Annotated in this window: 15 protein-coding genes; 5 read left to right on the top strand and 10 right to left on the bottom strand. The window is 59.1% G+C overall.

Annotation, left to right across the window (positions count from 1 at the left end):
• The first annotated feature begins 426 nt into the window (after positions 1-426).
• The 3 genes from GUI70_RS21475 (at position 427) to GUI70_RS21465 (ending at position 3154) form a co-directional block, all read left to right on the top strand.
• Positions 427-573, top strand: coding sequence for a hypothetical protein (locus GUI70_RS21475; protein ID WP_161884328.1), 147 nt, complete (start codon positions 427-429; stop codon positions 571-573).
• A gap of 132 nt (positions 574-705) precedes the next feature.
• Positions 706-2751 (top strand): ThiF family adenylyltransferase, encoded by a 2046-nt coding sequence (locus GUI70_RS21470; RefSeq protein ID WP_161884327.1) that lies wholly within the window; start codon positions 706-708, stop codon positions 2749-2751.
• Between the two features lie 34 nt (positions 2752-2785).
• Positions 2786-3154, top strand: coding sequence for a hypothetical protein (locus GUI70_RS21465; protein WP_161884326.1), 369 nt, complete (start codon positions 2786-2788; stop codon positions 3152-3154).
• A 72-nt stretch (positions 3155-3226) separates the two neighbouring features.
• Here the strand turns inward: GUI70_RS21465 and GUI70_RS21460 are convergent, their stop codons facing one another.
• The 3 genes from GUI70_RS21460 to GUI70_RS21450 all read right to left on the bottom strand — a co-directional run bounded on the left by GUI70_RS21460 (position 3227) and on the right by GUI70_RS21450 (position 5844).
• Positions 3227-3841, bottom strand: a complete 615-nt coding sequence (locus GUI70_RS21460; protein ID WP_161884325.1) for a response regulator — start codon at positions 3839-3841, stop codon at positions 3227-3229.
• Positions 3838-5055, bottom strand: coding sequence for a sensor histidine kinase (locus tag GUI70_RS21455; protein WP_161884324.1), 1218 nt, complete (start codon positions 5053-5055; stop codon positions 3838-3840). The genes GUI70_RS21460 and GUI70_RS21455 overlap by 4 nt, the downstream gene beginning before the upstream one ends.
• A gap of 600 nt (positions 5056-5655) precedes the next feature.
• Complete coding sequence (locus tag GUI70_RS21450; protein ID WP_161884323.1) at positions 5656-5844, bottom strand: hypothetical protein; 189 nt, start codon at positions 5842-5844, stop codon at positions 5656-5658.
• A 379-nt stretch (positions 5845-6223) separates the two neighbouring features.
• Between GUI70_RS21450 and GUI70_RS21445 the strand changes: the two genes are divergently transcribed.
• Positions 6224-6700 carry a GNAT family N-acetyltransferase gene (locus GUI70_RS21445; protein ID WP_161884322.1) on the top strand — a complete coding sequence of 159 codons (477 nt, stop codon included), beginning with the start codon at positions 6224-6226 and terminating at the stop codon, positions 6698-6700.
• A 770-nt stretch (positions 6701-7470) separates the two neighbouring features.
• Here GUI70_RS21445 and GUI70_RS24705 read toward each other — a convergent pair.
• From GUI70_RS24705 to GUI70_RS21420, 6 genes are all read right to left on the bottom strand, one after another.
• Positions 7471-7878, bottom strand: coding sequence for a transposase family protein (locus tag GUI70_RS24705; protein ID WP_237725099.1), 408 nt, complete (start codon positions 7876-7878; stop codon positions 7471-7473).
• A 91-nt stretch (positions 7879-7969) separates the two neighbouring features.
• Positions 7970-8263 (bottom strand): helix-turn-helix domain-containing protein, encoded by a 294-nt coding sequence (locus GUI70_RS24700; protein WP_237725098.1) that lies wholly within the window; start codon positions 8261-8263, stop codon positions 7970-7972.
• 97 nt (positions 8264-8360) lie between these two features.
• Entirely contained in the window at positions 8361-8762 is a 402-nt protein-coding gene (locus GUI70_RS21435) for a hypothetical protein (RefSeq protein ID WP_161884321.1), read from the bottom strand.
• A gap of 247 nt (positions 8763-9009) precedes the next feature.
• Positions 9010-9765: an alpha/beta hydrolase gene (locus GUI70_RS21430; RefSeq protein ID WP_161884320.1), complete on the bottom strand. Its 756-nt coding sequence runs from the start codon at positions 9763-9765 to the stop codon at positions 9010-9012.
• 472 nt (positions 9766-10237) lie between these two features.
• Complete coding sequence (locus GUI70_RS21425) at positions 10238-12088, bottom strand: ABC transporter ATP-binding protein (protein WP_161884319.1); 1851 nt, start codon at positions 12086-12088, stop codon at positions 10238-10240.
• A complete protein-coding gene (locus GUI70_RS21420) occupies positions 12085-12738 on the bottom strand; it encodes a helix-turn-helix domain-containing protein (RefSeq protein ID WP_161884318.1) in 654 nt (217 codons plus the stop codon). The genes GUI70_RS21425 and GUI70_RS21420 overlap by 4 nt, the downstream gene beginning before the upstream one ends.
• A gap of 797 nt (positions 12739-13535) precedes the next feature.
• Between GUI70_RS21420 and GUI70_RS21415 the strand changes: the two genes are divergently transcribed.
• Positions 13536-14480, top strand: a complete 945-nt coding sequence (locus tag GUI70_RS21415; protein WP_161884317.1) for an arginase family protein — start codon at positions 13536-13538, stop codon at positions 14478-14480.
• Between the two features lie 221 nt (positions 14481-14701).
• On the opposite strand, the gene GUI70_RS21410 is transcribed toward GUI70_RS21415, so the two are convergent.
• Positions 14702-15067, bottom strand: a complete 366-nt coding sequence (locus tag GUI70_RS21410; protein ID WP_161884316.1) for a hypothetical protein — start codon at positions 15065-15067, stop codon at positions 14702-14704.
• Positions 15068-15405 lie beyond the last annotated feature (338 nt).

The raw sequence follows: 15405 nt of genomic DNA, 5'->3' as shown, positions 1-15405 counted from the left end.
TTCAACTCACCGCTTTTCGCCGTCCTTGTCGAGGGACAAGAGGGAATTGACAGTTTCCCCGTCTAGGACAGCCTCAAACCAAAGTTGTCAGGTACTGAGTTCTCGCGCGCACGGTGCTTCACCGAACGTCAGAGATGACCCTCGAAGCGGCTGCCTTCACTGCACTGATCACCGTCCTCCCATTCATTCATCTCAATGCCTACTTGCGCATGTTCGAGAGGAACGCCGAATTCCTGCGCCAGTACAGCTATTTACTCATCTACATTCATGCAAAACATAGTTGACTTTATTGAATGCATATACTTTGTCTTTTGTCAAGTGCTGGTAGTCATGGGTCTGAAACACGGCAATTGGAAAGATTGATCTAGTACCATCTTGTTATGGCACGGCTAAGCGTATTGGTCGTGCTTTACAAGGAGGATGCCTATGAATGCGATTCAAGATTTGCCGGAAACCGAACTCGAAATGATCGAGCTCGAGGATGTGGTGGCTCCTGGTACTGCGGGCGAAGTTGCTCAAGCCGTGATCATCGGTGGCGTCATTTTCGTTGGCGTCGTTGCGCTCTGCTGCTGAATCCATCAATGCTTTAACCTCAGAATGGTAAAGCATCATTCTCTAAATCAGGAGGCTCCTCCATCTTTCCAGAAGATTGATTGGGGGTCCCTCCTTTCTCTATCCGAACCTGAGATCGGGGGAAGCTGCACCTTGCGTGTCGGTCAACGGTATCTCCGGGTTTCTGGTGCCCTTTACCGTGCCTTAAGTGATCTCCAGAACTCGTCCTATGCTCTGAACGCGCAGGGAACACAAGCGCAGTTGGAAAAGTCCCTGTCGCCCAAAGACGCCGAGAAAATCAGAGTTCGGCTCTGGAGCTTACTGCACGAGGAAACGCAGCAGCTTGGAGGCTGGCGACAGTGGTTGGACGGCTTTGTCCGATGGCCTTTATGGCGTCCTGAGGCCAGTTGGGCACAGCGCTGGCAGGGACGTGTCCTGCCGCTGTGGCTCACACTGTGGAGCCTGTCTTTCATTGGAAGTGGACTGAGCTTCTTTCTTCCTGCGGCGGCGCACTGGGCTACAGTATCCGATGGTATACAGGTCAGTGAGGCTTTTATCGTTTGGCTGATGATGCTCGTTGCTTTGGCAATCCACGAGGCTGGTCATGTCTTGCTGGCCTATCAGCACGGTGTTCCTGTAAAAGAGATTGGCATTGGCCTGCTGTATTTTCAGCCAGCTGCCTACGCTGACGTCAGTGCTTCGCGCCTAGCCTCAAAGCGCGTTCGAATTATCATTGCCCTGGCAGGTATCTGGTTTCAGACATTGCCTTTAATGCTCGGGTTTATATTCTGGAGGATCACGGGCAGCACTATATGGGAGCTGTTTACCTTGCTTAACCTGCTGAGCATGGGGTTCAGCATGTTGCCGTTCGTGCGGACAGACGCCTATTGGGTGCTCACGCACCTGACTGGAGAGCACAACCTGCGTTCCAGGGCGTTCGACGAGTTGCGTCACCAACTTTGGCCCCAGCGTTACCGCGCCATCTGGTCTGGAGCTGCAGGAGTGCTCGGCAGCCTCTACGCTGCACTCAGCCTGTGTTTTACCCTAGGTCTCTACGGCTTGATCGTATGGTGGGGTGCGCAGTACATTCCCGCGCCATTTCGCTTCGTGTCCGGTCTGCTGTTTGCCACAGGCACGCTCGCCTATATCATCTGGTGGCTTGTCCGTCCTCCAGTGAACGTCAACGCTCCTGTCTCTCTACCGGGACCGCTGTATCTGAACCCTTACAGACTACGGATGGTTCTGGAAGAAAAGATCTTTCTTGGTGCTCCTTACCTGGGTCGGTCAACAGCACTTACCTCAACACTACGTAAGGTTCTCGACTACAGCTCAGCGGAGCCTGTGACGACTACGCTTTCTGACCTTGATGTAAAATTGCGTGCTCATCTGGAACACCATCAATTCGTCCTTCCCAAACGGCTTGATACTCAGGGCCGCTTCTCGCGACAGATTGGGTTCTTCTCTTTGTGGCCCGGCGATCCGGAGCAGCGTCAGTCAACTCTTGCAGGTAAAACGGTCTGTGTTCTGGGTCTGGGAACATTGGGAGCGCATACCTGTCAGCTACTTGCTGGCGCGGGCGTTGGACGACTGATTGTCTGTGACTTCGATATCGTCGAACCGTCGAACTTTAACCGTCAGTTCCTTTATCAGTGGAACGACATTGGACGTTCAAAGGTGCAGGCAGCATGTGAACGACTCCTCCAACTGACCCCAGGTCTTCAAATCCAGGCATACGAGTTAAATCTCCAAACTTATGAACAGTTGCTGAGTGTCATACAGGGCGCGGACCTGGTCGTGAAGGCTATTGATCACCCAGCATCTGTGGCCTGGCTAATCGACCAGGCCTGCCGGCAGCTTAAAATTCCTCATATTGGTGGGGGTTTTGTGGAGAACTGGACTGTTGCGGGGCCTTTGATCATGCCTGATGGTCCCTGCCTGGAATGTTTACTTCCGCAGCAACAGCATGAAATTCTGGGCCACCGGGCCAACGCCGTATTCGGACCAGCAGCGTATTGGCTAGCATCACATATTGCTGGAGACGCTTTGCGGTATCTCACTGGTCTCCAGGCGCCTTGGTTAACTGGGCGGCTGCGTATATTGGACCCCTACACAGGAGAGGAGCGTATACAGATCCTCGAATCCCCCTTGATGCCGTGTCAGCACCCAACCTCGAGAGAGAATAATTCGACCGCCAAGTAAGGCCTGATCTGTTCTCCTGCACAAAGGACCTGCCATGTATTCCACTCCGTTTGATCCACCGTCCTCACCTCATAGATCATGGGTTCGTGTGCTGTGTTTCAGCGCTGGAGCGCTGGGCAACGGCTTGGCATTGAGCCTGCTTCCGGTGCTCTCGCTGCCCTTGACGTTCTTGGTGAGTATCATTTTGTCGACACGCCGCGATTTGGAAGGCGGAGTGGTCACGACACTATTTCTCTGCGGCGCTGGCTTGGCGTGGGGGACAACGCTGATGATCTTCCACCAACCATCGATGCCATTAGAGCAATTGCTAGGTGTACTTGCTCTTCTGATACCTGCCGTGGTCTGGATGCTTCTGGTTTTGAGCGTGGGTGCAGCAGCTTTGCTCAATCGGATCGTGCGCTGAGCGCCTCATGAGGGGGGAGAAGTGGCTGACCGTTGGTCCTCTCTGGAGATTCATTCCGACTTCATCTGCGTTTTAGAGCAGGCCCAGCTCTAGGGCTTTGAGGACTGCGCGGGTACGGTCATGAACGCCAAGCTTGAGCAGAATGCTCGATACGTGGTTCTTGACCGTTCCCTCCTGAAGATCGACCACCAGTGCGATCTGCTTGTTGGAGTACCCCCCGGCCATCAGGCGCAAAATCTCATGTTCGCGTGAGGTCAGATCAAAGTAGGCCGGATCACCTGCTGCAGCGGCCAGATGCCGAGGCACCCTGCTGTGAACCGAGCTCTCGCCCTTCACAGCGGCCCGTAGGGTGGACAGTAAGTCGTCGAAATGCACGTCCTTGAGTAGGTAGCTGTGCGCGCCCAGCCGCAGACCGCTGAGGGCAGCACTTTCATCACTGAAGGTGCTGAGCAGGACCACAGGTGTTTTCATGCCTTCGGCGCGCAGGGTACGTAGTACGCCCAGTCCGTCTAAGCCCGGCATTCTCACGTCCAGCAGCAGCAGATTGGGGTCCAGGCGGCGAGCCAGGTCCAGCGCCTCCCAGCCATCGACAGCCTCCGCCACCACCTTGATATCGGAGGCCAGCGACAGCAGTCGCAGCAGCCCCTGACGCACTGGTGTTTGGTCATCGGCCAGTAGCAGTTTCAAGACCTTTTCCTAACCACCATCTGTTCCTGAGACTGTTCATGCAGGGGAACCCGCGCCTCGACCTGAAATGAGGCGGCGTCGCGGCGGATATGCAACTGCCCGCCGATAGCTTCAAGCCGTTCGCGCATGCCCTGCAAGCCGTGGCCCTCGTGCCAGCTGTCTCCGGCCGGCTCACCCAGGGCATTTTCGATCTCCAGCCGCGCCCCCTGCACCTCCTGGCTCAGGCGCAAACTGATCTGTGGGGCCGAAGCGTGCTTGACAGCATTAGTTACAGCTTCGCGGGCACACTTGAGCAGCGTCTCAACCGTCTCAGGACTCAAAGACAGTTCCAAGTCGCAGCGTACTCGCAAGTCCAAGGCTGGGAAGGGATCACCCAGGCGTTCCAGCTGTTCGCACAGTTCAAGTTTCCGCGGCTCGCGAATGGAGTTAACAGTCTGCCGGACCTCGCTTAGCAATTGCCGGTTGATGTCCTGCGCGCGGTTCAGGGATTCGGTGATAAGTTCGCCCGCGACCTGCTGGGCATATTCCAGTTCGAGACTTAGCGCGGTCAGACTATGGCCCAGCGTGTCGTGCAGGTCGCGGGCAATCCGGTGACGCTCGGCTTCCTGCGAGGCGACAGCCACAGCGTCACGGGCTGCTTGCAACTCGCTGTTCAGCCGGATCACCTCCAAGCGCTGACGGCGCTCCAACAATAGTATTTTCATCAGGTAGGCCGAGAAGAGTTGCATGACGGTGTAAGATGGGTAGAGCAGCGCTTTGTACACCAGCGACACCCCCCAGGCGTTCGCCCACGCGAGCAGCAAGGACTGAAGCACGATCCAGACCACGGCGGCCCGGCTGGAAACGACAGTCACGATCACAATGGCGCTGACGACCTGCAAGGACAGCGCGGTAAAGCCATCTAAGCGGCTGAACATCAGATTAAACAGCAGCGAACACACTGACATCCCCACTGTCAGGTAAACCCTGGGCAGCTTGGAAACGCCGGGCCAGCTTTGCCCAGCTAAGCAAGCGCCGAACCCCAGATAACTGGCGATCCCAAGGATCATCGAGCCTTTCGGTAAGATTCCCGGCTGAGTCAACAGCAGGGAGGCAATTAGCACGGCCTGACCAATGTACATCAGCGCAAACATGAGCCGCCCAATCACGGGAGACAGACCGTCGGTGACGTTCTGGCTGCGCGCTGGAAAGAACGGGTCACTGGGCAGGGTCACGGGTCTCTCTAACGTTAACACCACAGCAGCCTCTGAAGGTGGACGCCAGGGATGTCAAGTGCCAGTGATGGGTTGCCTTTCCCTTAAATTCGATAACAAAGCGAGGCTTTCGAAAGCGGTCTGATGCGTAAAGGCGTACACCTCACCGGGAATAACGGCCAGGTCACGGAGGCCAACAGCGAGCTGCGCTTTGTGCGGCTTGAAGTCAATGGGTTGGCAAGGTGTTTCAGATCGAGCTGAGGCGCATTGGCGCCTATGGCAGCATGAGCCGCAAGGGGAATCGCTGGGACAACAGCGTGCTGGAAAGCTTTTTCAGTTCCCTGAAACGGGATTTAACTCGTCGCTTCAGCAGACCCACTTTATCCACAGATGACGTCCGATCTGCGGATAAGTTTTGGTGGGTCTCATGTCTGACGGATTCCTGCTCACAGCCTGAGCTGCCAGACAGCACAGTTTCGCTTCTTGTTCCCGACACCTGTTTGATCAAGATAAGGCGTGGTGACACGCTTCAACCGCTCGAACGCCCTTCTTCCGGCGAAGTTGTCGCTAGGGCCAGGAACACGTCGACCATCTGCGGATCAAACTGTGTGCCTGCCTGCTTTACAATCTCTTCACGGGCTTGCGCGGGCGGCCCTCGCCGCCCTTGCGCTGCTGGCCCCTGGTGGCCGGAAAGCCAGCTGCCTTGAGGGTATGTGCCAGGTCAAGCTCACCGCGCTTGCCTTTCGCCCGGCTGTTGACCCGCTTCTTGGGGGTAGAGTCGCCTCTGCCCCTGCCTCCGCTTTCCGTCATGCCTGCGGGGGCCTTCTGCTACCGGGTCACGACTGCACCTCAGCCACACCCGACACCCGCACGTCTGCCGGATCGCAGTCCTGAGCGGCTTCTCGGACACGGCTCAGGTTCGACCGGACGTATGCCCTGACCGCGTCCTCGTCATCAGGGTCAATGTGATCCGGCAGGGAGAGGCGGATATTCTAGATCTCGACGATCGCAGTGGCGCTCACGCTGCTCCCTCAGACAGAGCGGCGAAGTTTAACTCAACGACTCTCCTAACCTTGTTTAGCCACCACTCCCGCCAGTTGGCGAGCGAACCTTGCCGTGAAGTGTTACGTAAACTGAAGCGAGCTATGACGAACGCTAACCTCCCAATCTTCGTTCTGGGTCAAGTCTGATGAACAGCGTGACCATCCGACCGTATGTGACTCGCGATCGATCGGCTTGTCTGGCTGTATTTGACTCGAACGTACCAACCTTTTTCCTGCCTAACGAACGTGAGCAGTTTGCGGCTGATCTGGATGACTTCGAGACCGACAAGTGGGGCATCGCCTGTTACCTGGTGCTGGAGGAAGCGAGCGAAACCATCGCTTGCGGCGGCGCATATGTCCAGCCAGATGGCCACGCTGGCCTGGCCTGGGGCATGGTGCGCCGCAACAAACACCGGCACGGCTTGGGAAGCTGCTTGTTGAGCGCACGGCTCGACTGGTTGCGGACTCAGTCCACAGCGCACGAAGTCTGGTTGGACACCACCCAACACAGCGCGCCCTTCTTTCAACGCTTCGGCTTTCAGGTGATGCGTGAAACGCCGGATGCCATTGGGCCTGGCATGAACCGCTTGGACCTGAAGCTGGATCTGAGCGTCCAGACCTGAACCGTGGCGTGAGGCCGGGCGGAGTAGGAAACCACCCAGCTCTGGGGGCTGCTGCTGGCCGCGCCAGTCTTGGGAGCGGAGGTCAACTGGGCTGGATGCGGGCAAAGTCAAATTTATGCACCGGAAGGAAGTGGCTTCCCGGGGACGACTGCCTGGGAAGCGTTCGAGCTGGCGTGAGAGGACACTTCATTGACGAAGCGGCTCCGGCAGTTGCTGGAGCCGCTTGCACCACTGCTGCTGTAGCCGCTGTAACTGAGCGCCCGAACGGGGGTTTCGGCCTACAGGCACCCCTGAAGCAGCTCGCCTTCACTGTGCTTTGGGGATAGTGACTGCTCACCGGGGGGTCTTGCCTGAAGCAGTGGGCTAGAGTAAGCGCGATCGAACCCTCAGCCTGCCCCCACTGCCACATTCTGACTGGGGAATTGCAGCACGTGAGGGCTGAGCGTGACCGATTGATGGCCGAGATCCAGGACTTGAAGTCACAAGTGCAGGCCGACAGCACGAACTCAAGGGCACCGTAACGGCCGTAGTGCTCCTGGTAGACCTCCTTGATCCGTGTGGACCTCCTTGATCCGTGTGGTCAGTAGAACATCCTGGATACTGCGCAGAGAAGGTGGCCTTCTTCGCCAGGTGTGGAAGCCACTTTTCGCGACCTCCAGCACCCGACACATCGTCTCCAGACGAAAGTCGTTGAGATGTCGATCAATAGACCTCCTGCGAAAGTCACGCTTGATGAGCCATGGCATGGTTGGACAGGGCAGCGATGAGATTTACGCGTAAGGAAAAGCGTCGTCTGCGATAACGGTATACGTCCTTGAGCACGCGAAAAATCTTCGCCGAATGACATGCTCGACCCGTAGGCGGGTCGAGGCGAGCACCCGGTTCTCCTGACGCCGTTCAGACGTCAGCGGGCTGCCCTTGGTCTCCTTGTGCGGCGTAATTGAGTGGCCGTGATCACGCCAGATCCCCTGATAGCCGGCATCCCCGATCAGCGCAGTTTCCCGATGGATCCGCACCCCCGCGTCGCGAAACAGGGTCAGGTCATGCCGAGACCCGACGGTGGTGGCGACACACATGATCATGGGTGTCGCCACGTTGATGACCACCTGTATTTTCAGCGTGTGGCGCTTTTTCTTGCCGCTGTACCAAGCGCGCTGCTGTCTTGGGCAGAACGGCACCCGTATGGAGCCTGCCCGCTTTTTTTGGGTCGCTCACACGGCGTTTCGGCTGCATCGACCACGATGATCTGGAAGACGTTCTCTGCTTGCTTCAAGATTTTTTACCGGGCAGTCGGAACTGCCTACTGGCGATCAAGGCCGCTTCTACGCCTTCCACCGTGCGCTGCACGGTGGTTTCATGAACGCCCCAATCGTCGCCCAGATGCGCGAACGTCCGGTATTCCCGCCCGAACTCTAGTGTCAGGAGAAGTTGTTCAGCAGTCGTAAGCGCTGCGCGTCGTCCTGTCTTCTTCTTGCCATCTTCCCGTTCGATCAGGACAGCTTCCATCAAAGCGAACGTTTCAGGGTAGATCCCGGTGCGTCGTTTGAAGCGCGTGCGGTTCATCTTCAGGGTGCATTTTAGGCGCTCGTGACTCACTCACTCAGCATAGCTAAACACTTTCGCAGGAGGTCTAATAAGAGAAGGAGAAGGCATCAGAACATTACATCCTCGTCATTTCAGTCATCGCCATCGAGATAAAAGCGTACAGCGTGAATAGACACCATTTTTTCATTCCCCACTTTCTGCGCCAGTCAAAGATCATATTGGCCATGACGCTGATGCTCAGCGTCATGAGCGCGAGCAGAATGTACCGGCCCCCCGCATTGGCCGGGTCGCCACGTGGAAACACAGCATTCGAAATGTGCCCAAGGATTCCCGTCACGATAATCAACACAACGAACCACACCTTCCACCAAAAGGGTTTTTGCTTGAGGTAGTTCAGCATGGTGTCCTTCCTAGCATATGTGCCCGTATAGGGAAGTGGAGTCGCAGGTGGTTCCTGAGCATTTGCCTTGCCAAGATCGTGTTGAAGAATTACAACTTTTGAACCATGAGAAATCATCCAGAAATTCTCCGATGACTTTCCCTCAAGCCGCGCTAGGCGGCTGTTGAACTCCCGGTAGGCTTTGGGTTAAACGATTTGCCGATGAACCCCTCTGTTACAGCATTGATGTCACCCTGTCCTGATGTTCTGGATGACTTCTAGGCGACTTGACACCTGCTGACTTCGAACCTCGAGCGACAGCCGCTTAACCTCAACGACGCAGAAACGGGGCAGGCCCACTGCCGTCCAGGACTGCCCTTTTCTTTTATTTCAGCCCGTTCAGGAAGGCTGTTACGGCTTTCCAGTATCCGGTGTTGCCGCTGGGATTGAACCGCGGGGAGAGCGCCAACGCGCCGTGTGGCCCGGTGGTCGGGACGTACTGAAGCTTTTTCGCGCTGCCCAGCACCCGCTCGATGGCCCTGGCGTCCTCGATCTCGTCGACGCTGGCCGCCGAGGTGATGAAGACGGGCGTCCTCACAGTGGGTGCCAGCTTGAGGGTGGCCTCGTTGGCCTGGGGGGAGAACGACAAGACACCCTGCACGTCCCGTGGGTGGCGCGCGGCAAGCAGCAGCACCAGATTGGCACTGTAGCTGCTCCCAACCACCATCACGCGGCGCGATCCGTCGGCACGCTTGGCCCAGGCGAGTGCCGCTTCCAGATCGGGAAGGGCTTGCTCGTCACCGGCGGTGTTGCCCGTCTTCTGCTCATACGCCTCGGCCGTAAGGTTGCGGTTATCGCCCGCGTGGGTGGCGTGACCACTGCGGGCATCAACGGCCAGCGTAGCAAAGCCCAGACGGTGAAACTGCGGAGCGATGTCGGCGTACTCGGACTTGTTGTTCTCGGTCTGATGAAACAGAAGCAGGACCGGGGCACCTGGAGCCGCGGGGGTGTAGTCGGCGTACACCGTGAACCCGTCCGCCGCCTGGAAGGTGACGGCCCGAATGCCACTAACGGGACCACTACCACCGGCGAGCGCGAAGCCGCAGACCACGGTCAGCACCAAGCTGGCGAGTTGTTTCATGGCCCGACTCAAGCACCCGCTGCGGGTAGCGTCAAGCGGTCAGGACTGGCTGGCCCGGCTCTACAGTTCCTTCGATGTTCGCCCCGATGAACGCATACAGTTGTCAACACCATCTGTGCGAGCGTCCTCCACGCCTTAAGGTCGGCTCCCGTACGGAAGGAGAACAGTACAGAGCCGGTACGCAGAGGCTAAGGACCAAAGATGCCGCTGTCGCAGCTGACTCAGCACAAGCCGCTCGTCGGCCGCGCTGAGCGTTTGCCGCAGCGGCTGCGCGAGCCGCTTCGATCACCGAACCAGCCGACGTCTTCAGCAACTCACTCGGCTCAACCTTATGCAGCCCACCACCATACACACGCCCCCTGAGGTTTCCTATGCTGCTCAAGCGATTGCAAGCCGGTGATCGAGGTGAGGCATGAGCATTTCCTGCTGACTCAGCACGAGCCGCTCGTCAGCGGCAGCATCGGTGACCCCTCTACTGTCCCCCAACTGTTGCCTGTTCTAGCAGCTCGATATCCGGGGCCATCTGGTAAGTCTCTGCTTGTACCGCGTACATCTCGGCATACCGCCCGCCGAGGCGCAGGAGCTCCGCATGGGTCCCATCCTCGATCACCTGACCGCCTTCCAAGACGATGATCCGATCTGCCAGACGCACCGTATTGAAGCGGTGGGTGATCAACAGGGTCGTCTTTCCACGGGTCAAGTCACGGTACTTGGCAAACAGCTCCGCCTCGGTCTCCGCGTCCAGGGCCGCTGTGGGCTCGTCGAGTAACAGCACGGGCGCGTCTCGGTACAGTGCCCGCGCCAGTGCAATACGCTGCCACTGCCCCCCTGAGAGATCCTGGCCGCGCACATGAAACTGCCGCCCCAGCAGGGTGTCCCAGCCGTCCGGCAAGCCTTCGATCAGTGCTGATGCTCCCGCCTGCTGAGCGGCCTGATGCAGCCGTTCCTCCCGGTGGTTGGCCCCGATCAAGCCCAGGGTGATGTTCTCGCGCGCACTCAGCTGGTAGCGGGTGAAATCCTGCAGCACCGCCCCGATTTGGGCACGGTATTCGCTGGGGTCGAAGTCACGTAGGTCGGTGCCGTCCAGTGTGACCCGGCCCTCCTGCGGATCGTACAGCCGAGTCAAGAGCTTGACGAGCGTCGTCTTGCCCGCGCCGTTGATCCCCACAAGCGCGGTGGTCTGCCCCCCACGCAGCTCGAGGGTCAGATGGGCGAAGACCGGGCGAGCCGCTCCTGGATAGCTGAACGTCACGTCCTCCAGACGCAGGGTCGGGGCTGTTCTCACGCACATTGGCTGCGGGCTGGTTGGCGCGACTAAACCGGGCCGCTCATCCAGAAATCGGGTCAAGTTCTGGAAGAATAAGCTGTTCTCGTACACCTCGCCGAGCTGGGCGAGCATCCGGGTCAGGCCCGAGCGCACCCCAGCGAGCGCCGCGACCATCAGAATCAAATCGCCCAGGCTGGCGGCATGATTGGCCACCCGCCAGACCACGAAGCCCAGGGCGAGCGCCTCGGTCAGGAGACCGCTCACGCCCGCCAGGGCAAAGCGCCCGTTCTTGCGCCGCTCAACGCGTAACTTTTCGGCCACCATCCGCGTCGTGTGATCGGCCAGCTGGGCCACGAAGCCGGGTGCCAGGCCATACAGCCTCACCTCCTTGGCGGCTTGGTCCCGGATCAGGAGTTCTTCCAGGTAGGCAGCGCGGCGGCCCTCCGGGGTCGTCAGGTCGTTGGAGCTGTGGGTTTCGCTGCCGCTCTTGCCTGCTGCAAAGAGGGTGGGGAGTGCGGCCACACCCAGCGCCAGGGCCAGCAGCGGCTGGAAGGCGAGCACAGCCACGAAAAAGCCGAGCACCGTGGCGGCCTGCTGCGCGGCGAAAATAAGGGCGTACATCATCAGAAAGGGCCGGTACCCCAGCTCGTCGTGGGCCTTGGCGAACGTGTCGTAATTGCCCGGCAATTCGAAGTACGCCAGGTCCAAGCGGGCAGCGTGCGCCGCGACCCGCAGTCTCAGATACCGCTGCAGGCGCTCCCGTGTCGCTGCCCGCCAGTAATCCGATCCCGCCTGCCCCAGGAGGGCCAGCAGGGCCAACGCGAACTGAACCACGAGGAGCACGATCACACCGGCGTGAAACCCCTGTCCACCAATCAGGTCGTCGACGAGGCGTTTGGCCGTGTACCCCAGGGCGGCAGGTACCAGCCCAGTCAGGATCAGGGCGACTGCACTCAGGGCAAAGTCGCGTCCGGCCGCAGTGCGAATCAGCCGCAACGCCTCGGGCAGCACCCCGAGGGCCCGCCAACCGGCTTGCAGCGGTACCCCGGCACTCACGCCGGGTCCTGGAGATCCATAAACGAACTGATGGTCGTGCTGTTGTTGGACCCAAGGTCTAGAGCACCTTCGAAGACCAGGAGCGTGAAGGTACAGGGGAGGGTCCCCAGGGTCGCCCGGTCATCCGGCTCGGCCTGGATCAGGGCGTCGAGTTGGGCCTGCAGTTGTCGGTAGCGCTCCGGGGAGAGGGCCAGGGTGCGGCGCAGAAGGTAGGCGGGCCGGGCTTCGCTGGTCGCGCGGCGCGTGGGGTCGGACGGTGTCGGTGTGGCCGTGTCTCCAAAGGAGCAGATGGTCCAGAACGGGTCGGGGCGCTCACTGAGGGCCGCCGAGCGCTCATAGGCCGCCAGGTACGCCTCGGCGCTGCGGTGCACCATCTGCGCGTATGCGCCAGGGGTGATGAGGTCCTCCGGCACCTTGAAAGTGCGGGCAGTCAACTGATAGTGCACCCGGCCCTTCAGCCGACCGACTTCGAAGAGCAGCCCCAGGCGGCAATACTTCCGCGCGTGGTGATGCGCCAGATTGGCGGGCATGCCAAGCGCGCGCGCGACTTCGCTGGGCGAGATCGGGTGGAGGAACTTGCCCAGGAAGCCGACTGCCTCAAGGGCCTGGCCCGCCTCGGGGTTGGTAACGATCAGCTCAGCGACTTGCATGCACTCATCTTGCTCGCCCAGCGTTTCAGTTCTCCAGCCTGAATGCTGAAACTCAGTGTGGGCCGAGCCTGAATGGAGGCGGCATTGAATCGGCTGCTTGTGCCACGGTCTCAGATTTCTGAACACCATATAGGGTGCGACGGGGCGACTTACTGTCTGGCCAGAGCAGGCGGCTCCTGCACGGTGTTTCCCACGATAAAGCGTGTGTGGAACTGGCTGCCTCAGCTTGGTCTCTGTGCCCTGCTCGCTCCAGTCTCCGCCCTCCAAGCTCCCACCACTCCCAACACCAGCCTCCGCAGTAGCGCCAGCGCCAGCGCGAAGGTGCTGACGAGTATTCCCAGGTCCACTGTGGTGAACGGTCTACTCGTCCGTGAAATCCACGTCTAGAGTCAGTCGAATATAAGCTGAAAGACCTCACTCACCGTATGGCATTAGATTGCTGGGCTCTCTCGGAGTCAAAAGCTATGCGCACTTCCTGCTGACTCAGTACAAGCCGCTCGTCAGCTGCACTGATCGTTTGCGCCAGCAATTGCGCGGGCCATGAGAGCTACAGCAGCGAGGTCAAACACCTCGTCGCGCCTCAGCACTGGGTGGCACGAATCCGATCCCGTAAGCTATGCAGCAAGACCACCGCGGGCAGGCAAGCCTTAGCCATCTTCAAGTCCCTGACTCAAACTGCTCGCCTGCTCGAACTTGACCCCTCCCAGTTCTTGCTTGACCATCGCCAGGGTCAAAGCACTCGGTGAGCAGATCAACATCACGAAGGAAGCTGGGTCAATGTCTCTTTTGGAGCGATCATGAGTACTGAAATTCCACCAACCTGTCAAGGGAAACGCTTCGCCCTGATCGAGGCCCCTTCGAACTTGGGCTTGCAACCCCCTGAGCCGTCCCGGGAGCCTGGCGTGAGGCGCATGCCTGAGGCGCTCGCCCATGCCGGCCTCTCCCACCAGCTTCAGCCCGTCCTCACTCAACGGATCGAAGCACCCGCCTACAGCGCCTCGTCAAGCCTGACATTGGAAGGAATCCGGAACGCCGTGGCGATCCGTTCGTATGCCGAGACCCTCGCTCAGGGGATTGATGAGGTGCTCTCGGAGGGGTACTTCCCGGTCGTGGTCGGTGGTGATTGCAGCATCCTTGTTGGGTCCATGCTTGCCCTGCGTCGTAAAGGCACGTACGGTCTGCTGTTCATTGATGGTCACACAGACTTCTATCTTCCGGAGCAGTCCTCCACCGGCGGCGCCGCTGGGATGGACCTGGCGCTCGTCACGGGTTGGGGACCGGGCGTGCTCACCAACATCGACGGTTTACGGCCCTACGTGGCTGCGCATCACGTCATTGCACTCGCCAATCGCGACGAGGTACCCAGGCGCGCCGCCCCGATCCCACATGCCCGCGATGCGGGCTTCCACTTCCGCAGCTTGCAAGACATGAGAGCAGAGGGTGTGTCGCACGCGGTGCGTACCGGGCTTGCCTCGCTCGGTCCCGAGGTTGAAGGCGTGTGGATTCATCTTGACCTCGACGCCTTGCACCACGACCTGATGCCCGCAGTGGACTCGCCGCAGCCCGACGGCCTCACCTACGAGGAGCTGGCCCTGTTGTTCGACGTGATCATGTCAGACCCGCGGTCGCTCGGTGTTCAGCTCACCATCTATGATCCGGACCTGGATCTCCACGGCACGGTCGCGCGTGTGTTCGTCAGCAAGTTCACCGACATTCTCCTTCAACAGGGACGTGCTGAGTGAATGGCTCCTCCCGCAAAAACGGCACCTGGGTTCCTGGGTACGACCGGCGCTGCCGGGCGATATTGATCTCTGCATAAGTCTGCAACGGCGTGACGAGAAAGGGGCTGTCCCAGAGCAAGATTTTACTTCTATACCCACGCGTGAAAGCCGAAAAGCGTTGCTAACTTTGGTCGAGATCAATAATGCGAACCTGAACCGTAGTCAAGAGCGGCGATGACAGGTCATGCCATGTTCCCGTTGAGCTGCTCCAGATCGCCGGTGTACTCAACCCGCGGCTGCGCTTCCAGTCGCCTAAAATGAACATCACGGGCAATGTCTGCTGTGGCACCGGTGGAATGCGTCGGCTGTCCTTGCAGACTGTTCTCAACCCCTCGAAAGGATGCGACGCTCCAAGCGCTCCGTTCCTCAAAATGCGCCATTGGGATGGGGTCGGCACTCCAGGAAATGGAGGTCAATGAGGTGACCACCGGCATGCGGTACAGCTGGCCCTCCTCGGAACGAAGCAGCGCATCATCGCCGTCCCGTCTTTGAAAATTGAACCAAGGCATGGGTTTTACAATAGGGCTTTCGCCTTCATGTGCAGCCACCAGCGGCACCGAACACGACCCAGCACAAAGCACGAACGCCAACCTCCGCAGTAGCCCGAGCGCCAGCGCGAAGTGCTGACGGTCATTCCCAGCGGAGCCTGGTGAACGTTGGGAGCTGAGTCATCTGAGACGCACTTGCCGTTGCTCACAGCGCCTGACATCAGTATCTTCAACCTCACGAGAATGAAAGAGTAAACAGGAGATCCGATGACAAAGTTCAAAGACTGGTGGCAGAACATTCTGGAATGAACCCCCTCGAGCGGACCAACGGCCAAGCCACTTCGCCCAGACCAGCCGCTAGGCTGCTCACAGCGCGAAGGAGCCTCAATGCCAGGACG

Source organism: Deinococcus alpinitundrae (assembly GCF_009982895.1).
Taxonomy (GTDB): domain Bacteria; phylum Deinococcota; class Deinococci; order Deinococcales; family Deinococcaceae; genus Deinococcus; species Deinococcus alpinitundrae.
Note: the sequence above shows the minus strand (reverse complement) of the source record. Positions and strands in the feature narration are given on the sequence as shown.